Source organism: Psychrobacter sp. APC 3281 (assembly GCF_030407815.1).
Lineage (GTDB): Bacteria > Pseudomonadota > Gammaproteobacteria > Pseudomonadales > Moraxellaceae > Psychrobacter.
On sequence record NZ_JASDCS010000013.1, the window covers coordinates 52,195 to 70,433 of the forward strand.

Annotated in this window: 17 protein-coding genes; 8 read left to right on the forward strand and 9 right to left on the reverse strand. The window is 43.0% G+C overall.

Features of this window, described 5'->3' with window-relative positions:
* The first annotated feature begins 203 nt into the window (after positions 1-203).
* From dtd to phoR, 3 genes are all read left to right on the forward strand, one after another.
* Positions 204-656 carry a D-aminoacyl-tRNA deacylase gene (gene dtd, locus QL886_RS12005; protein ID WP_290178878.1) on the forward strand — a complete coding sequence of 151 codons (453 nt, stop codon included), beginning with the start codon at positions 204-206 and terminating at the stop codon, positions 654-656.
* Between the two features lie 112 nt (positions 657-768).
* Positions 769-1,473 (forward strand): phosphate regulon transcriptional regulator PhoB, encoded by a 705-nt coding sequence (phoB, locus tag QL886_RS12010; RefSeq protein WP_057761786.1) that lies wholly within the window; start codon positions 769-771, stop codon positions 1,471-1,473.
* A 58-nt stretch (positions 1,474-1,531) separates the two neighbouring features.
* Positions 1,532-2,623, forward strand: a complete 1,092-nt coding sequence (gene phoR / locus QL886_RS12015; RefSeq protein WP_290178879.1) for a phosphate regulon sensor histidine kinase PhoR — start codon at positions 1,532-1,534, stop codon at positions 2,621-2,623.
* Between the two features lie 107 nt (positions 2,624-2,730).
* Here the strand turns inward: phoR and QL886_RS12020 are convergent, their stop codons facing one another.
* A complete protein-coding gene (locus QL886_RS12020) occupies positions 2,731-3,321 on the reverse strand; it encodes a M23 family metallopeptidase (RefSeq protein ID WP_290178880.1) in 591 nt (196 codons plus the stop codon).
* A 196-nt stretch (positions 3,322-3,517) separates the two neighbouring features.
* Here QL886_RS12020 and QL886_RS12025 point away from each other — a divergent pair, with 196 nt between their 5' ends.
* On the forward strand, positions 3,518-4,240 hold the full coding sequence (locus QL886_RS12025; protein WP_290178881.1) for a DUF3820 family protein: 723 nt from the start codon (positions 3,518-3,520) through the stop codon (positions 4,238-4,240).
* Between the two features lie 48 nt (positions 4,241-4,288).
* On the opposite strand, the gene QL886_RS12030 is transcribed toward QL886_RS12025, so the two are convergent.
* Positions 4,289-5,176, reverse strand: a complete 888-nt coding sequence (locus QL886_RS12030; protein WP_356626081.1) for an alpha/beta fold hydrolase — start codon at positions 5,174-5,176, stop codon at positions 4,289-4,291.
* Positions 5,177-5,557: 381 nt separating this feature from the next.
* Here QL886_RS12030 and QL886_RS12035 point away from each other — a divergent pair, with 381 nt between their 5' ends.
* On the forward strand, positions 5,558-6,241 hold the full coding sequence (locus QL886_RS12035; protein WP_057761780.1) for a TIGR00730 family Rossman fold protein: 684 nt from the start codon (positions 5,558-5,560) through the stop codon (positions 6,239-6,241).
* 131 nt (positions 6,242-6,372) lie between these two features.
* Here the strand turns inward: QL886_RS12035 and QL886_RS12040 are convergent, their stop codons facing one another.
* Positions 6,373-7,992 carry an FAD-dependent oxidoreductase gene (locus QL886_RS12040; RefSeq protein ID WP_290178883.1) on the reverse strand — a complete coding sequence of 540 codons (1,620 nt, stop codon included), beginning with the start codon at positions 7,990-7,992 and terminating at the stop codon, positions 6,373-6,375.
* 558 nt (positions 7,993-8,550) lie between these two features.
* On the opposite strand from QL886_RS12040, the gene QL886_RS12045 reads away from it, so the two are divergent.
* Positions 8,551-8,988, forward strand: a complete 438-nt coding sequence (locus QL886_RS12045; protein ID WP_227526638.1) for a hypothetical protein — start codon at positions 8,551-8,553, stop codon at positions 8,986-8,988.
* 154 nt (positions 8,989-9,142) lie between these two features.
* Here QL886_RS12045 and QL886_RS12050 read toward each other — a convergent pair whose 3' ends face one another.
* Both QL886_RS12050 and QL886_RS12055 read right to left on the reverse strand, forming a co-directional pair.
* A complete protein-coding gene (locus tag QL886_RS12050; RefSeq protein WP_290178884.1) occupies positions 9,143-10,234 on the reverse strand; it encodes a GNAT family N-acetyltransferase in 1,092 nt (363 codons plus the stop codon).
* A 231-nt stretch (positions 10,235-10,465) separates the two neighbouring features.
* The gene (locus QL886_RS12055; RefSeq protein ID WP_290178885.1) at positions 10,466-11,065 is read right to left on the reverse strand and encodes a YceI family protein; all 600 of its coding nucleotides are present in this window, start codon (positions 11,063-11,065) and stop codon (positions 10,466-10,468) included.
* 503 nt (positions 11,066-11,568) lie between these two features.
* On the opposite strand from QL886_RS12055, the gene QL886_RS12060 reads away from it, so the two are divergent.
* Entirely contained in the window at positions 11,569-11,847 is a 279-nt protein-coding gene (locus tag QL886_RS12060) for a type B 50S ribosomal protein L31 (protein ID WP_057761772.1), read from the forward strand.
* Positions 11,848-11,958: 111 nt separating this feature from the next.
* On the opposite strand, the gene QL886_RS12065 is transcribed toward QL886_RS12060, so the two are convergent.
* The 4 genes from QL886_RS12065 to QL886_RS12080 form a co-directional block, all read right to left on the reverse strand.
* Positions 11,959-12,819 (reverse strand): SGNH/GDSL hydrolase family protein, encoded by an 861-nt coding sequence (locus QL886_RS12065; RefSeq protein WP_290178887.1) that lies wholly within the window; start codon positions 12,817-12,819, stop codon positions 11,959-11,961.
* Positions 12,813-14,210 (reverse strand): nicotinate phosphoribosyltransferase, encoded by a 1,398-nt coding sequence (locus tag QL886_RS12070; RefSeq protein WP_290178889.1) that lies wholly within the window; start codon positions 14,208-14,210, stop codon positions 12,813-12,815. Before QL886_RS12070 ends, QL886_RS12065 begins: the two co-directional genes overlap by 7 nt.
* 196 nt (positions 14,211-14,406) lie before the next feature.
* On the reverse strand, positions 14,407-15,474 hold the full coding sequence (locus QL886_RS12075) for a bifunctional nicotinamide-nucleotide adenylyltransferase/Nudix hydroxylase (protein ID WP_057761766.1): 1,068 nt from the start codon (positions 15,472-15,474) through the stop codon (positions 14,407-14,409).
* Positions 15,475-15,884: 410 nt separating this feature from the next.
* Positions 15,885-16,886 carry an alpha/beta fold hydrolase gene (locus QL886_RS12080; RefSeq protein WP_290178890.1) on the reverse strand — a complete coding sequence of 334 codons (1,002 nt, stop codon included), beginning with the start codon at positions 16,884-16,886 and terminating at the stop codon, positions 15,885-15,887.
* Positions 16,887-17,485: 599 nt separating this feature from the next.
* On the opposite strand from QL886_RS12080, the gene nfuA reads away from it, so the two are divergent.
* On the forward strand, positions 17,486-18,169 hold the full coding sequence (nfuA, locus tag QL886_RS12085; RefSeq protein WP_057761762.1) for a Fe-S biogenesis protein NfuA: 684 nt from the start codon (positions 17,486-17,488) through the stop codon (positions 18,167-18,169).
* Positions 18,170-18,239 lie beyond the last annotated feature (70 nt).

The window sequence follows — 18,239 nt, forward strand, 5'->3', positions numbered from 1 at the left end:
CTAAAATTGCGCCATACTACGCTGTAAATCTAGATAAGGCATGAGCATTATTGTCGTTTTACGCCTTGTCTGGAACAGTTTTAGCGATCCGCAGTACCTATTTGTGAATATCAAACACGCCCTAATAATAGTTAAGTTAATGACAGTATTTTATCATGGACAGCATATTATTGTATGGCCATAATCTGTTAAGGAAACAGTAAATGAAAGCACTCATACAACGGGTGAAGTACGCTAGTGTGGTCGTCGATCAACAGTGTATTGGTGAGATTGGGCATGGGGTATTGGCATATATTGGCTTGGGGCATGAAGACGATTTCGCCGCTGCCCAGCGTATGATTGACAAAATACTGACCTATCGCATTTTTGAAAATGACGATGATCCTGTCAAATTTGGTAAACTGGATAAAAACGTTCAGCAGGTCGGTGGTGGGCTATTATTGGTTTCACAATTCACCTTGATGGCAAAAACAGACAAAGGGCGCCGACCAGACTTTGGTGGTGCGATGGCACCTGCTGCGGCGCAAGCGTTATTTGAACAACTGGTCGATTATGCCAAAACTAAGCATCCAAATGTGGCAACTGGTCAGTTTGGTGCTGATATGCAAGTGTCGAGCGTCAATGATGGACCGCTTAATTTTTTACTAGAAATCTGATTTTAGAGTGTCATCAAGCTGTCATAATTAATCCGTTTAATAGGTAGAGACTGGTGAGTATATATCGCCTTTTTACATGCTAGATTTTGTCCTCTAACACCGAGAATGTCCTATGTATAATGAGCAAATTTTGATTGTTGAAGATGAGCCTGCGATTCGTGAAATGGTTGTCATGACGCTAGAGATGGCTGGGTTTGATAGCTTGCAAGCGGCTGACGTATCAGAGGCGCATCAGCAGGTGGTCGATCATAGACCATCACTGATACTGTTAGATTGGATGTTGCCTGGTGACAAGAGTGGTGTGGATTTTTGTCGCATGCTAAAAAATGATGAGCTGCTCTCTGAAATACCAGTAATTATGCTAACGGCAAAAAGTGAAGAGGACAGTAAGGTGCATGGTCTTGATGCAGGGGCTGATGATTACATGACCAAGCCTTTTTCGACTCGTGAACTGATCTCCAGAATCAAAGCCGTACTACGCCGCAGTAGTGCTATGAGCAGCGACAAACCTATCGAAATTGGGCAGTTAAGTTTAGATACCAAGAGTCAGCGCGTGACAGCTGCAGGTAAAATCGTTGATGTTGGGCCCACAGAGTATCGTCTATTAGCATTTTTTATGAGCCATCCTGAGCGCGCCTATACACGAACGCAGCTGCTCGATCAGGTATGGGGCGGCAATGTATATATCGAAGACCGAACCATCGATGTACATATCAAACGTCTACGAAAATTACTGCGACCTTATGACTGTGATACATTGATACAGACAGTACGTGGAACAGGCTACCGATTTTCTAGCCTGATTGAGCCAAGTTAATCTTGTACAAATAATGCCGCAGCGATATTGAGGCAGCGGATAGTGGTAAGGATAAAAAATGGACAAGATAGCGCCAGCACAAAGTGAGCAATCAGCTCTACTAAAGCAAATATCTACTCAAAGTACAGCGGAGCAACTCAAAAAAATCGGCAGTGCACTACGAGCCTTGCGCGATGCAGTGATTTTGCTCAACAATAATGACGGTCTAGAATGGTGGAATCAGGCGGCACAAGACTTATTGCTGTTACAGCCAGAAGATAAAGGTCAGAACATTTTCGACTTTATCACTGTACCTGAGTTCCGCCAGTATTATGAAGGTACGACGGTACCTAACGATGGCGTCCATATAGAATCATGGCGAGATCCTAGTCGCTACTTAAAGTGCGAACTGACCCCTTTCGGTGATGAAAAATTGCTGTTTGTATATGACGTGACCCGTCTGCGGCACTTAGAGCAAATGCGTCAAGATTTTGTGGCGAATGTCTCGCATGAGCTTAGAACACCACTAACTGTGATGATGGGCTATCTGGAGAATTTCTCCGATCAGCCAGATATGCCGCCGCAATGGCGTCGCGGTTTTGAGCTGATGACGCAGCAAACGGCCCGTATGAACAGAATTGTGAACGATTTACTGCTACTGTCTAAGATCGAAATCGAAGAGTCACACGAGCTGCACTACATAGATATGACTAAGCTACTGACCAATATCTATGACGACGCACAGGCCTACAACCAAGCATACAAACACATCATTCATCTGCATATAGATACGTATGATGGGCTGTACGGATCAGAGATGTACTTGAATAGTGCGCTATCCAACTTGGTAATCAATGCAATCAAATATACGCCAAAGGGTGGCAATATCACTATCAGTTGGACAAGGACGTCTGATGGCTGCCGTTTCGCTGTCGAAGATGATGGGATTGGCATTGCGTCAGAGCATATCACCCGTTTGACAGAGCGTTTCTATCGTATCGACAAAGGTCGTAGCCGTGCGACAGGTGGTACAGGGTTGGGATTAGCGATTGTAAAACACGTGTTGCACCAGCACGAAGCGCAATTGCAAATCGATTCAGTAGAAGGGGAAGGGTCGACATTTAGTGTGGTATTCCCTTCAAGTTATGTCAGATCTGTCACAGCCAATTAATACAATTTCTGGCTTATATTAGCGTTGTTTTTTCGGCTTCAGTTTTGTGATTAATGCAAACTTAGCACTACTTCAGCTCGGGACAACGATATACTTTTCTGTATTCGTTAATCCTTTTGCAAAAGCGGATAAGGATTGACCGCACTGCCATTAATATAGATACCATAATGTACATGTGTCGGTGTTCCTTTTGCATTACCGCTATCGCCCACATAACCTATTACATCGCCCTGATTGACCCAGTCATTGGGGAAGATGTCAGCATAGTCTTCTAGATGAGCGTAGTAATGTCCTGCGCCACCAGGCCCTACCACCACGACCACGCGTCCACCCAATGTGTTCTCGCCAACTTTGCTTACTACGCCTTGCGTGGTCGACTGCACGGGAGTATTACGCGGCGCAAAGATGTCAATACCTTCGTGGGAGCGGCCTTGACTACGTGCCGCGCCCCAAGTGTCTGTCAGGTTTCGTTCTGGTAGTGGACTGGGCAAGCTGTTTTCGGTCGGCAGTTCTTGTTGCAATAGACTCAATTGCTGCCATTTGGCAACCACAAATGACTGTGTTTGTTGACTGATACTAGGTAGTAGCTTATCGAAGACAAATAACAGGGCTAGCAATACGACAGTCTTAATCAATAGGCTTATTAAACGACTGAAAAAAGAAAGTCTGGGAGGCTGGTTGTTTCCATCTGCTAGCATTGATGTCTCATATATATTTTATATCATTTGAGATTTTATTATAAAAGCTTCGTCTGATAACGTATGTATCGCATTGTTATCTATCGTTTTTACCCCCATAGATATTCTTATGGTTAAGGATATAGACAGCAAATATAGTTTATTTACTTAACATTTTTGCTGAGCATAGACAGTTGCTACTGATGGTTAATACTTTATGAATGATGCTTTTAAGCCTGCTGATATTTCTGCCACGCGCGGAACAGCTCTGGTTATCGATACCGAAACAGATCAGGGCAGTGATCCCAGACCTATCCAAGTTGCTACTATCAATGTAGCAACTGGTTTCGAGTGGATGAAATACTTTAATAGTGGTCGATCTATTTCACCTATTGTTATAAAGGTGCATGGTATTACCGATGATGATGTGGCTGGACTAGAACGTTTTGAGCTAGAACAGTTTGAATTACCAGAGTACTTGATTGGTCATAACGTACGTTTTGATTGGCGTGTGATTGGCAGTCCTTCTGCTAAGCTGATTTGTACAGTGAGACTTGCGCGGGTAGCTTTTCCAGAATGGCGCGCTTACGGTCAGTCTAAGTGTATCGAGCAGTTATTGGGCAAGGGTGAAGCGAGTGCAATGACAATTGCCGCTCATGACGCGCTTGGCGATGCTCGAATGTGCTATTTGCTGTATCAAGCATGCTGCGAGCGTCTAGAAATTGCGCCGACAGATTTTGCAGCAGCACATGCTATTTCTAATAAAGCGACCCCTGTGAGCAAGATGCCGTTTGGTAAGCATAAAGGCAAGCCGATCAAAAACGTGCCCATCAGCTATGTTAAATGGATGATAGGCAATATTCATAATATGCAGCCGTCCCTGTATTCGGCACTGACTAAACGCTTAAAACTGGAAGAAGCAGAAAATGCAAAAAAGTAACCTGAATTATCGAGGGTCTACCATGTATGGTGCGACATGGTGCTAAGCTTATGGTTGGTCGTGCAACCATGTCACCGCCATCTGCCATAGCTGCGGCGCTTTGATATTGGTCTTGCTACTAAAATAGCGCATATGACCAATATGATTTAGACCAAAATCCTCAGGGTCTAAGAAACGCTTTTCGACAGGCATTTTTGTAAATACCCTTATCATATCGTCCATGTTTTCACTGTTGGCGATATCGTCATCGCTAAAGCCAAGCCACAATGCCGGCATGCTGAGCTCATCGTAGAAATGCGTGTGTATGCTTCTGCCAAACGCGGTCTTGATATAGCCTGCGCCATTACACCATTCACGCCATTGACGAGCCACACCGCGTGGCAGTGGCTCACCCATACCGATTTTATCTGACGGCGTATAGCCTAGTGTTAAATTAGTGAATGGAATAAACGCATCCATAAAGCCCATGGCTTTGAGCTTATATGGCATGCCCATATTTTTGATACGCCCTGACGAGCAAGCGACATTGAACACTGAGCCAATCGCCTGATAATTGGGCATCAAGCCGATGAGCTGACCGCCTGCGCTATGACCGATAAGATGATAAGACGCATCAGGAAACTCATCTTGTAAGGCATCAAGTACGGCAGGCATGTCATGGCGACCCCAACTGATCAAGGAAGCGCTACATTTTGCCAGATCGGTCGATAGTGACTCACCGATTCCTTCATTATCAAAGGTCAGCACCCCAAAGCCGCTTTCTGCTAGGTAGGTCGCAAAATTATGATAAAAGTGGCGCTTAATACCTGTGGCGGGTGCCATCATGACGGCTTTTTTTGTCGCATCTTTAGGGCGATAGACAGTGGCTGCCAATGCTTGGTTGCGATCGGTCATGATGCTTAATGAGTAAGTATCAATATTGCTCGCGTCATTCATATTACTTTTATTAGTGAGAGTGCCATTAAGCACAGAGCTTGATAGCTCGGCAGTAGGAGAGACGTTGTGATTATCCATGGGTATACCTTAGTATTTTTATTAGTAGATAATGAATATCGAACTATGATGAACAATAAATGCGCATCTTGAAAGTGTAGTCGTTGCGTAGTGATAAATCGTTGTGACTATGTGGTAGCATTGCTTATGTTAAGATAAATGCTGGCAAGACAGTTGCGCAAATATGACTTCCAAGTTTTGTATAGCTTGGTTGAGTTTGTCTTATGAATCATGTGCATGACAATATAAATGATGGGTGTCGGTATCCAGCCCTCACTAATAACAAGCACTCAATAAAAACTGACAGGTAATTAAGGAAGCTATATGCAAATGAAAATTAACGATGATACTTATGACGTAATCACAAGCAAAGACATTACCAATATTGAAAAAGCAGTCGACAAGTCTGCCTTGTCAATGCCGCTCGTGGCTGTGTATTGCGGTTCACGCTTGGGCAATGGTGACGTATATGAACAGGCAGCACGCGAGCTTGGCAGTGCATTAGCAAATAATGGCATGGGGCTAGTATATGGTGGTGCTAGTATCGGTCTGATGGGCGCAGTTGCGGATGAAGTAATTAATGGCGGCGCGCAAGCAGTGGGCGTGATTCCAACCTTTATGCTCAAGCACGAAATCGCACATGAGCAGCTGACTCGCTTGCATTTGACCGATACTATGCACACGCGTAAGACCGTCATGGCAGAGTATGCTGATGCCTTTATCACGCTACCAGGCGGGCTAGGAACATTAGAAGAGATTATGGAAATCGCCACGTGGCGTCAATTGTACCAGCACGAAAAACCAATGATCATTTTGAACATCAATGGTTTTTATGACCGTATGATTGAGCATTTGAAATATACCACTGAGCAAGGCTTTATGAAGCAGGAAGATTTAGATCGTCTAGTGGTGTGCAATACCATCAGCGAAGCGATCGATATGCTACAGACAGTAGTGACCATAGATGATGCTGTGGATACAGAAAAGATGGCAGGCAGTAATAGTTAAGCCGTATAGCTATTCATAAACAGCAAATGCCTAAATATCAAAAGCTATTGCAAAAAAGGAGCAGACAACCAAATCTCGGTGATCTGCTCCTTTGTTATATGTATTAACGACCTATCAGAGAATCATGCCTATTAGGCATCAGCAGGCGTGAGATCGTCCAATGCTATTTCACGAATACTATGATTAACATGAGCCATCGCTATCGGGAATCCACGCTGTTCAGCGAGCTCACGTGCAACCTCATCGACAGCGAGGCTATCGTTATGGACAAGATACGACCATTCATGGGCATAGCGACTACGATTCAGAGGTGTATCGTTCTCTATCAAACCTAGATCTGTCAGCTCATTAACTATTTGATCAGCGGCAATCAAGGTCGAAGATGCTTTGACGTTTTCTGCACGGGCATAGCGTATATTAGAGTATAAACTCACGTCAGCGACTCGCAGCGTATCATCCTGTCCAGGAATTTGCTGCCCACCGTATAGCGCGTTACCAACAGTACGTGCGCTGTTGAATGTCGGTACAAACTCAGCCACATACTCAATCGCTTGCTGACTACGTGCCTGTAGGGGCGCTTTATCCCAACCATCTTCAATATAATGCACGTATTGCTGTGGCAGTTTGGGCTGCGCACTGTCTTCACTTGATGCGACAAGACCATCATCAAACAAAGTAATGGCTTTACTCATACCATGAATCTGAAAGTATCCGCCAGGGTAGGGGGTAAGCTGCGCCATGCCTTCTGGCGTGCCTCGTTGACCATAAACGATAATCTCTGGTATCTGTCCACCAGCATCGCCCCAATGAGTCACATAAGACGATTTGAACTCGACCATACGTGTGACTTCGACACCAACCATATCGTCAATAACACCCGTACGGAATCCGCAAGCATTGACTAGATAATCAACTTCGATAGACTCAGGCTGAGAGTCATGTTCTTGACTATGGATCTGTTGATAGTCGATACGCCATTTGGTGACATGATGGTCAGCGTTGGTACAGTTCTCACAATCTACCGGAACGACTTTTTGCACAGCAGTTTCAGTAAATACATGTGCATTGTCGTACTCTTCAAGTGCAAGCTTGGCAGAAGCGGCTAAACGAAAAATATTCCAGCCATATTCTTGGACAACAATTAACGGAAATTTAACCTTGTTCAAATCCAAATATCTAGCTACTGGAATCATCCACTCATCAACCGTACTTGGTACAGCGACTTGCTCACGTTCAGACAGCTCAATCAATTGCTCATGGCTATAAAGCTGATAATAATCTTCAGGTTCGCCCAATACTTTATTATTAGCATCCTGCTCGATCAGCTCTTGATAAGCATCGGTCAAGATATCTAAGCGCGGTAGTAGGTCTTCAGGCAGTCCTTCGTCACGTGTCGGTACGGCAAACACAGTAGGACGAACGTCAATAGTGTGCGGATATAAGCGTAAAATATCGATACATTGCTTGAGCAGCGCTACGCAATCCTCGTCCGGTATTTCACGGTACAAGTTACCACCTGCATGCAAATGACACATAGGTGGTCCATCAATGAGAGATTTTTTCTTCTCAAATAAGTAGGTCTCTAATCCTAACGCAGCAAGTCGAATCGCAATCGTCGATCCCGCAGTACCGCCGCCCAAAATGCCAACACGCTTTTTAGGTTGAATGTTTTTTGCCCCATAAGATAACACCTCAGAATGAGCGTCACGATTAAAGGATTGAGCGTAGTTTTTATCAAAAGACTGAGTCATTGTCGTCGTTGTATCCTTAATAGCATCTGTATTAGGCCGTGCTCGGTATATTTATCCAATGTTCTATATTTCTTGATATGCGTGCGAAGGTAATTAAGTTCAACACACAAATCTAAACTTCAATAGTCACCTTTTCTATTGTTTAGCCATTCTTCATCTCTATAGGATTATTTTACGAAGAACTACAGACAATATGATGGGAAATACGTAAGAAGATGCATGAGTTTTGTCAACGAGTCGCTATATGTGTGAAGTTTTTCAGAGAAACAAGTCTGTCTAAAAATAGAGTAAACGAGAGAGGTGGCAAACTTGCGAAATCAAAAACAAGGTCGTTTTATTGTTTTGTAAAATTCGACCACTTTTGTAAGCGTGTATATTGATTACCAGAATAATAAAAAAGCCATATGCTATATTTATTTTGCTTAATAAGAAGCGTAGGTTCTGTTTTGATGACTGTTCAGAATTACAAAGGTCAAAATTAACAATAGGGACAGTCGACAAAATAAATGACAACAAGCTTATCGCTATAAAAAATATGACTAAAATTACAAGGAAGTTATGATGAAAAATATAATGATGCTATCGGCACTAACAGGTGTATTGGCACTAACTGGCTGTACTACTTTAAAAAACGTAGTCGGTAATGATATGTCAGGTACGCATGAAGTACAGGCAACGAGCAATAATACAGCACCAGTCACTAGCAAGAATGGGGTGTTGGTGGATGCTACTAACCATATGACGTTGTATACGTTTGATAAAGACTCTATGAATAAGTCAGATTGCGGTGCAGCTTGCCAAGTTGTGTGGCCAATCTTCAAAGCGCCTAGTGATGCTAAAGCCTCAGGTCAGTTCGCTGCATTTAAACGTGAAGATGGCAAATATCAGTGGGCAATGAACGGTAAGCCTTTATACTTCTATGCTAATGACACAAAAGTTGGTGACAAAGACGGTGATGATAAACTTGGCGTTTGGCACGTTATCCCAAGTAAATAGCAGGTGTTAGATATAGACTGACTCGAAAACGTTAAGACAAAAAAGCAGCCCATCCTCAATCATAGAGGTAGGCTGCTTTTTATTTGCTTGGGGTTACTCTTTACTGTATCAACAGTAGCGTTCATATATTCTCTAGTATTAGATGCAATCTGTACTATGTCACCTTTGCCAAAGGCTCAACCTGAATGGTCTCTAACACTTCTTCTTTGCTAGGCTCTTTTCTATATAAGGGAAAAAAGTCTGAGAGCAGATCACTTTCTGTGAACCAGATATCCGCCACTAACTCTGTATATTTCACTGCATTGACGACGAGTCTATAAGTCTTGAATAGTAACTCTTGTGAGCTAAAGCCTTTTTTATACTCATATAAAGAGTCTAAATTGGAACCAACGCCGCCACCAAGATGTAGCACTTCATAACGGTTCTCTCGTCCCCAGTTGCGAGCGACATGAGTGATAAGTTTAGAAGGTTGTAGATGTGTATAGGCGTTCAGCGTGCCGCCAAGATGAAACTGCATAATGCCTGACTCTTGGCAGAGCGTATATATAGAAGACCCAATTGGTTTGTCGTCTTGATAGGCGGTTATCAACAGTATCTTTTCTTGAAGGTTTTCAAGCAAATTGAAGAAATAATCATCATCAAAGAAGTAATAATCACTGGCCTTGACGTGTCGCATTGTCTCTTTATAAATGTCTGAGAACACCATCGCGTTTTGCCTAGTCAAGAATTCTGTTTTTGTCACGACATCCATTTTTATGGCTTTTTTGATACCACGGCGATGTCGATTTTGTGTCTCGCTCCAATGCTCTTCTTCTGACTTACTCAAATCAGACATTAAGGTAAGTCCGTGAGTCAGTGCTTTGCCAACTGTGGGTATCCATTCTTTATTAATAATCGGGTGCAACCGCATAAATAAAGACACGCAGCCTCTCTCGCAAAGAAAGGCTCTTATCTCATCTAGTACGATGTCTAACTCGGCATCAGTGAGGGTTTTGTCCATCAATGGGCCACCGTAACCATAAGTGGAAGTAGCATCCCAGTGCTCTGAGTCAATGTTTCTAATTATGATGGGTAACAATACTTCTTTATTTTTATAGTGAGCGATGATGCCTTGAGGTTTGCCCTTGTCGATAACAGCTGAGGCCGCAATCCAACCAGATAAGTGGTATATATCAAAATGATGATTTGATACCTTCTTATCCCACTCAGCATCTATCGCTATGTAATCAACTTGTACTGTATCCACGTTGCTGCTCCCTCAGTGTTGCGTTATATATTCGTAAATCCGTATATATGAATATAACAACAAAGTATGAAGCCTTCAAGTATATAAAAACCTTTTATGTAAAATAATGAATATATGTGATAAGAGCGTAGAAGAATCTGTAGGAAATAAAAAAGCAGCCTGCCTCTATAAGCGAGGGTAGGCTGCTTTTTTGTTTTTGTCGAAAACTGTTAGAAAGCTATAAGCTTACTGTTATTTTTTTTCTACTAGCTCGCCATCGATTTGGATAGGGACGTTGGTAGTGATACCGTCAGCGTAAGCGGTCATACCATAAGCGGCGCGATCAAGTATACCAGTGGCACGGAAACCAACGACTGGCTCTTTGGTAAGAGAGCTATTAGCGATTTTGTTCAACGTGACATCTAAGGTTAGTGGTTTGGTTTGACCAAGCAAAGTAAAGTCCCCCGTTACTTTAGCCTGCTGCGGATTAATGAATTTGACCTGAGTAGATTTGAAAGTCATGGTTGGATATTTTGCTACATTAAAAAACTCATCCGTCTTTAGATGCTTGTCACGAGCATCCCAATTGGTATCGATACTGTCAGTCGCAATGGTAAAGTTCATGCTGGTTTTATCGGGTGCTTTGATATCATAATTCACCATACCTTTGACATCATTGAAGTGACCCATGGTGGTTGAAAACCCTAAGTGACTGACAGAAAATCCAACACGAGTATGGGAGTCATCTAGCTGCCATTGGGTCGGCAGAGCGGCGCTTGCTATGGTAGTAACTGCTAATGCTGAGCCAATAAATAGTGCTTTGGTGGCCGTGCTTATTTTAGTATTTATCATTAAATGATCCTTATTTAATCTAATTAAGTTATGGGTGATTAAGAAGTAAATGAGTTGCTAGTATCGATGTTTAAATGGAGTTTGTATTGCGTAACTGTACCCTTTAAGCATACTATATATAATTAAAAGCTAAGGTTATATTTAGTTAGATTATCTACAATATTACATATGATTGATTAATTTAACTAACTTTATTACTGTACTAAAATCAATCATCTATCTCAACACTCTCGACCTAACAGTGACAAGTTATCACATATCTCTATCACAACTACTCCTTGCGTCTTACGTCAAAAACCGTTAAAATCGCGGTTTAATTTTCCCGCTGGGGAAAGGCTAAGCGAACAGAAGGGTGGTGTTGGGTGCTGGAATAAGCCAGTGACGCAGTTGCCATACTTGTAATGTCCTTAGTGCCTCAGTTACGTATGTCATTATTTGTTTGATACATCATCGCTGATGCTGTATTTATACGTTGTACATACATCGGACCTAGAGAGTATATTATGCGTAAAGATATCCATCCTAATTACCAAGAAGTTTTGTTCCACGACACTAACGCTGACGTGTTCTTTTTGACTCGCTCAACTGCTAAGACTAAAGCGACTCGTGAATACGAAGGTAAAGAATACCCATACTACCCACTTGATATCTCAAGTGCGTCGCATCCATTCTATACTGGTGAGCAACGTAAAACTTCTACTGAAGGTCGTGTTGCAAGCTTCAACAAACGCTTTGGCGCATTTGGTGGCCGTAGCAAGAAAGCTGCAGACGCTGCTGAATAATTTACACTTATGGTGTAAATGTATTTCGCTAAGCAATAAAAAACCGCTGATTATTCAGCGGTTTTTTTTGGTTTAATTTTTTATGATCTAAAAATAAAGCTAACAGTCTATTTAGCGCTCAAACTCAGTAGTAGATGAGTCCAATAACTGAATAGAATCTAGTAACTGAATAATGGTTTCTACTATTTGCTGTGCCCAATAGCCGTACATCAGGCTGCTAGGATGAAATCCATCACTGGCAAACATCACATTGATATCGATAGCCGAGCCATTTGCATGCTCTTCTAGCATTCGTGTAAAGTCGGTTGCCATATAGGTGACACCAGCATGAGCCGCACAGACCTGCTGCAATATTCCATCAAGTACCGATGCTTTTGCACCCACAAAGTTATTGAGCGGAGCAGGGATTGCAGGCATTTGCGCCATTGGTGGCAAACTTAAAAAAACCAGTTCTCGTACGCCAAATTTGCGCTGTGCAACATTGATAATGTCTTCAATTTGCTGTTGCCATTTATGTACAGAGACATTGGACGTCGTGTCATTGACCCCTACGCTTAGCAACATCACATCGATAGACTGCTCAGGAGCGGGTAAGACATATAACCTGCGTAGAATATCAAAGCTAGTATGACCTGTTGTCGCTTGCAATGACCAATTGAGTCGAGCAAAGTTTGCTTGGATAGCTTCGTTTTGTTCCAGTATCGGTATGAGCTTACCGACCAACGCTTCCTGCTGCGTTTGGCTACCCACACCTGCTGCTGCTGAATCGCCAACGACCATAAGGTTAAATGTCTTAGCGTCTTGCGTTGATATCTCATTATTCGCTTGAGGCAGCTCAATCATGCCGTGCCTTTCGCCATGTGGTTCAGGCAAGCGAACTGTATCACGTTTGATTTTTCGACCTTGATAGAGGTAGACAGGGGCAAGTAAGACGTCTCTTGCGACCGATGTCAGCTTATTAGTGTCTACCATCCTGCACGTTCCCTAATAGTCGTAAGACTGTCTTCAATTAACAATTTACCATCGACGTAGACATCACGTAATAGATTGTCAGTTGGGTCGCTCATCTGATTTTCTTTGACGGTTGTTAGCTGGCCACTGTCGCCTTTTACCAGTGCCAATCGTCCTTTTTTCGAGCGTTTTGAGCGGCTGGTGACAGGATCTTTATAAATATCCTTCCATGCGCCATCGATAGAGATAGCGCTAGATTTCATTGCCCAACTCATTGTGTCGCGGTTGACTTGCTGCAATAGACCACCGCCCATACCAAACGTCACGTTTTCTATACTGAAGCCTGCTTTGATGACCACATCAATAATTTTACTTAAGCTTTGCGAGCTGATGCCATCACCTTGGATGATGCGTACGTAGTCGGGCAGCACTTTATAGCCTTTGCTGTTTACGGTCGTGCCGAACTTCACTGCCAAGCGCTCCAACGCTTCGCGGACGACTTTAGCAGGCTCTCCACTATCTGGACGAATGACCAAGGTGCCGCCCATGTTCTTGACTTCATCTTTTAAGGCGTCGCCCCAGATATTGTCGATGGCATTCCATAAATCATAACTATCTGAAACGACCGAAAAGGCTTTATCTTTACCGCCAAACTGCTCGATCATATTGTGAAAAGCAGCAGTCTCGCCATCACGTCCCCATGCCGTCATCGTACTGTGCTCGGCCGCTGGAATAGAGAATGCAGGCATATCATCACCCATCTGATACCAGCGACTAGCAGCAATAAGCGCTGTCATCGAGTCAGTACCAGCAAAGTTGACCAAATGAGCTAAGCTACCAAGTGCAACTGTTTCTTGGCTCGATGCACCGCGCGCGCCAAAGTCATGCAAGCGAAAAGGCAGGGACTCTGTATTGTCCGCTGATTTCTCTAATGCTTGACGGATAATGTCTTTGCAATAGTGAGAGACACTAGCGACCGTGGATGGATACCAAATCGCACGCAATAGCGCTGTTTCGATATAACTGGGTAGCCAGTAAAACTCAGGATCGGTATTGATCACTTGGCAGACTACATTGGACACAGGCACGATACTGCCTTCGGGTACGGCTTGGATACGCAATGGCAAATAGCCGTCGTGTTTTTCAATCAAATGCTCCCAACCAGAACGATTGAAGGTTAGGCCGTGCGCTTGAATGACCTTTTCGGCTTCATCGATATCTTTATGAGTAATAGGAGTGCTTAAGTACTCTTTGATAAAGGCTTGTAGACCAAAGAACACCACATCGTAGTCGCCCTTGCGCGCCTCAATGTAGCTTGACAGATATTCACTACCGCTCGGGTATTGCACCCAATGTGAGGTCTTATAGCTGTCGCTATTTAAGATTAAATTGTTTAGATTACTAGTATACATCACAGAACTCCTCTGCTTTGAAGTGCCGCAGCTGTCTTAATAAAAGAACAGTGGCGGCGGTTGATTGCCGTCTATCGGCGTTGGTATCAAATCATTAGTGCATTATTTAGGGATAGCTGTTTTGATGATAATTTGCTCAAGTCGCTATTAGAAGAGTCTACTAAAAAGACTACTAGAAAAAGCGATTAGCAGCGAACTACAAGCCAACCATTTTAGTAATAATCGCATAGTGATCTTCAAACATCATCTTCGCATCGAGCTCAGCCAATGGTAACCAAAATGCCTTGGTCGCATCATCGCCGCCTTTTACTTTTGGCAAACCTTTTGGATCGTTTTTGAGCTGAAAATAAAACGCTTGAGTAATGGTGCGACCACGCGCTGAGCGATATGGGTCGTCAAAGGTATGTTGGCTATGGCAGGAGCCGCGCAATACTGGCTCAGGCACCTTGAGGCGAGTTTCTTCACGTAGCTCACGGATACAAGCATCAAACAGCGTCTCTTTTGGATTTAGAAATCCACCTGGCAGCGCCCACAGTCCGCGCCCTGGCATACTGCGTCGCTCAACCAGTAGGATGTGCCCTGACTGTACGATCAATGCATCGGCAGTCATAAAGGTCGGTGGATATGGTGCTGATTCCCACTGTCTTTTATATTTATCGATAAAGTCTGCTTCTTCATGCAGCTGATGATAATCGTCAGTTTGTTTGAATGCATCGAGGACGTTACGCGTCGACTCAGGCGTACGCTCAGGTGTTGGCGTAGCACCCATTAGATAGCTATCACGAATAGGCGTGGCTGATAAGTTATGATAATTGGGCACTGACACAGAGTCCCAGTTGGGGAACAGTGACAGATAGTACGATGAGCTATCTTTTGAATGACCAATCAAGCCAATGTCCGTCTGCAAGTCACCAGTGACAGATTTCACGCCTGCTTGCACATACTGTAGCCAGCGAGTGTCATTGTAGAGTGCATCATCTAAGCCAACACAGTGAATGCGTGCGGCTTCTTCTTCAGAGTAGGCACCTTTGATCATAGCGGCACGCTCAGCGACGCTAAATGGATTGCGTAAGCTACGTGGCAAGTTGGCTGAGCCGATCAGCATAATCACTTCATCTGAGCGTTTTAATGCCTCATCGATGACGGCTTTGTGCCCAGCATGAAACGGCTGAAAGCGTCCGATAAAGACTAGATAACGATAGTGCTTACTGCTTTTCTGATCTAGGTTTTGCTTATCTGACTGTTGCTCTGATAATTCACTCATAGACGCCAACTTCCTACGACTTATTTTTATTGATTAAAAATTAATGACGCTAATACTGACACAGCCTATGACTTTCTGACAAGTATAAAGATGTTTTGTTGAACCTGTTAGTTAGGTTGTATGTAGATAGATGAGTGTATTTCCTATAAGGAACAGGGTAATAAATAAAATAATCATGACAGTATATATTGAGAAGTAGCACTTAAAAGCATTTGCTTCTTTGGGGGTTAGGTCACTTTTGTGATCCGCATAAAAGATTATGTGATATGAGGGATTATAAAACAGGACGAGCACATAGGGCGCTTTGTCATAACGATTCATTATTTGCTTGGTTATAGTAAAGTAGTACTGATAAACAATTGCCATAGCAATAGTTAAAACAGCAAAGGTAATCAGTATTAAAGTGGTCATTATTTACCCTGAGTTCTCGCATGCTTCTCTATCCATGCCGTTACCGTTGGCCAAATCTCTGTGGCTGCGTTACGACTGATCATGATGCGACTGTGCGTATAGTCATCTAAATCGCCATTACTGAGCGAATACTCTCGAAAGACATTAGTTAAATTATTAAAGCCTTCAAAAAACAAACGACAGCCGCGAGTAGGGGAGATGAAGGTATCGCCTTTTGCGCTAATAGAATAAACGGGAATGGTAATCTGAGCCATATGATGTCGATAGTCAATAAAGTCATCTGCAGTACTTTTCTGCTGATGAGTGCTTTCGTTCACTTCGTCTATATTCGCTCTACCTTTATCAAAATTAGCCTTTTTCAAAAAACTACTTTTAAAGTTTTTACACAAATTCCAATCGTACCACTGAGTCATCGTATAGTAGCTTTCGTTAAAAGGGCCGACTTTGAACTGCTTAGCGGGTATGAAGCCGACCAATCGAGTAACTATCTTGGCCGTAAGGATTTTCGCGTGGCTGGTCGAGTCTTGCGCCGCCCCAAAAGCTTGGCAGGCAAACATACTGATGCTATTGACCTTATCGATATAGCTTGGGTTTTGGACGAGAAACATGGTCAGGCCAACACCGCCACCACTATGAGTGACGCAATGCAGGTTATTGAGCTTTAATTCTTCAAAGAAATAGCGAAAAGTCGCCTCATAGTCGTAAGTGGCGACGGTCTCAAAGTTGAACTTTTCTTTCGGTAGTGAGCTATCACCATGTCCACGCCATTCCATGATGTAGCAGTGATGACCAAGCCCTGCAAAGTATTCGGCGATTTTGAGGCAAGTTTGCTTGTCAGAAAACGTACCATGCGTCAAAAATATGTTTTGCGGTGTGATGTCAGGCAGGTTGTTTTCTGACGTGTTAGCTATCGTATCTTTGTCTGAATTATCAACTACTTTCCAAACGGCAATTTGCTCATCGTCCTTGGTAGTTACTAGGTGCAACGTCCGTGTCATCATAAAATGATCCTATCCAAAAAACACATGATATTTATACAAGTAGATATTTATACAAGTAGATATTTATACAAGGCGATATTTGTACAAGACAATTAAAAGCTACCATGCTCATAACGCTAATGCATAAAATCATTCAAATTATCAATACTACGTCAAAACCAGATGACTTGCTCGGACTAGATGTGAACGGTATGGCATATCGAAAACGCTGAGTGCGCTTGATAAATGGTACCGCTGTCTTTATATAGAGAATAACTTCGCAGCCTACACAATCATTCAGTGTGTTTATCTGTCATGGTTTAAATATTGAGTTACTTTGCCACCTGTTAGCATCATTAAAAAAACCAATGACAACCATTTACAACGGTCGCTATTCAATTCACAGTAGCGTGGTCGGAATTGATGCTTGATTCAGGTATAATGACTGCTATAGATGGATTAAACTTTATACTCATGTCGACCAATGTCATACAATAATAAATACCAATCATTGCCAGTCTGCATGCTTTATATAAATCGTAAACATTTTAAAAATCCAAATTCACGACACAGTAGCCATAATAGATATAGCGTTTGTGTCATAACGCATAGGAAACATTATGAGTGAGCAAAACCAAGCTGATAACCAACTAGACCAAACTGCTGGCTATGAATCAGCCCTAGATACCGAGCAAGTCGAAGCAAAAAGTAACATCACTATCACTGAGTCAGCTCAAGGCTACTTAGCAGATTTGTTGTCTAAGCAAGATACCGATGGTATCGGTGTGCGTATCTTCGTTGAGCATCCTGGTACGCCGCGTGCAGAGTGCTGCATGGCTTATAACCAGCCGGGCGAAGAAGACAGCGCTGACTTGCGTTTTACGTATGAAAACTTCTCTGCATTTATCGAGGCGGCGTCAGTACCTTATCTAGAAGACGCGGTCATCGATTATAATAAAGATCGTTTCGGTGGTCAGCTGACTTTCCGCGCACCAAACTCTAAAGTGCCTAAAGTAGGCGCTGATGCCAGTGTCGAAGAGCGCATCAACTATGTATTGCAGTCAGAAATTAACCCTGGCTTGGCAGCTCATGGTGGTGACGTACAGTTGCTTGAGCTGATTGATGAGGAAGGCATTGGTCTAACCGCTGTATTGAAATTCGGCGGTGGTTGCCAAGGGTGTTCAGCGGTTGATATGACTCTACGTCAAGGCGTTGAAGTACAGTTGAAACAGCAAATTCCAGAATTGACCCAAGTGGTTGACGAGACTGACCATACTCGTACAGAGAATGCTTACTACAAATAAAAGTAGATAAAAGCCAAGTGGCTGCTATAAAGGTGGCCATTATCTCTAATATAGATATGCCTGTTTGGTT

What these genes read in the sequence shown, in the direction of transcription:
- dtd (WP_290178878.1), top strand. Translation starts at nt 204, where the DNA reads ATGAAAGCACTCATACAACGGGTGAAGTACGCTAGTGTGGTCGTCGAT.
- phoB (WP_057761786.1), top strand. Translation starts at nt 769, where the DNA reads ATGTATAATGAGCAAATTTTGATTGTTGAAGATGAGCCTGCGATTCGT.
- phoR (WP_290178879.1), top strand. Translation starts at nt 1,532, where the DNA reads ATGGACAAGATAGCGCCAGCACAAAGTGAGCAATCAGCTCTACTAAAG.
- QL886_RS12020 (WP_290178880.1), bottom strand. Translation starts at nt 3,321, where the DNA reads ATGCTAGCAGATGGAAACAACCAGCCTCCCAGACTTTCTTTTTTCAGT.
- QL886_RS12025 (WP_290178881.1), top strand. Translation starts at nt 3,518, where the DNA reads ATGAATGATGCTTTTAAGCCTGCTGATATTTCTGCCACGCGCGGAACA.
- QL886_RS12030 (WP_356626081.1), bottom strand. Translation starts at nt 5,176, where the DNA reads ATGAATGACGCGAGCAATATTGATACTTACTCATTAAGCATCATGACC.
- QL886_RS12035 (WP_057761780.1), top strand. Translation starts at nt 5,558, where the DNA reads ATGCAAATGAAAATTAACGATGATACTTATGACGTAATCACAAGCAAA.
- QL886_RS12040 (WP_290178883.1), bottom strand. Translation starts at nt 7,992, where the DNA reads ATGACTCAGTCTTTTGATAAAAACTACGCTCAATCCTTTAATCGTGAC.
- QL886_RS12045 (WP_227526638.1), top strand. Translation starts at nt 8,551, where the DNA reads ATGATGAAAAATATAATGATGCTATCGGCACTAACAGGTGTATTGGCA.
- QL886_RS12055 (WP_290178885.1), bottom strand. Translation starts at nt 11,065, where the DNA reads ATGATAAATACTAAAATAAGCACGGCCACCAAAGCACTATTTATTGGC.
- QL886_RS12060 (WP_057761772.1), top strand. Translation starts at nt 11,569, where the DNA reads ATGCGTAAAGATATCCATCCTAATTACCAAGAAGTTTTGTTCCACGAC.
- QL886_RS12065 (WP_290178887.1), bottom strand. Translation starts at nt 12,819, where the DNA reads ATGGTAGACACTAATAAGCTGACATCGGTCGCAAGAGACGTCTTACTT.
- QL886_RS12070 (WP_290178889.1), bottom strand. Translation starts at nt 14,210, where the DNA reads ATGTATACTAGTAATCTAAACAATTTAATCTTAAATAGCGACAGCTAT.
- QL886_RS12075 (WP_057761766.1), bottom strand. Translation starts at nt 15,474, where the DNA reads ATGAGTGAATTATCAGAGCAACAGTCAGATAAGCAAAACCTAGATCAG.
- QL886_RS12080 (WP_290178890.1), bottom strand. Translation starts at nt 16,886, where the DNA reads ATGATGACACGGACGTTGCACCTAGTAACTACCAAGGACGATGAGCAA.
- nfuA (WP_057761762.1), top strand. Translation starts at nt 17,486, where the DNA reads ATGAGTGAGCAAAACCAAGCTGATAACCAACTAGACCAAACTGCTGGC.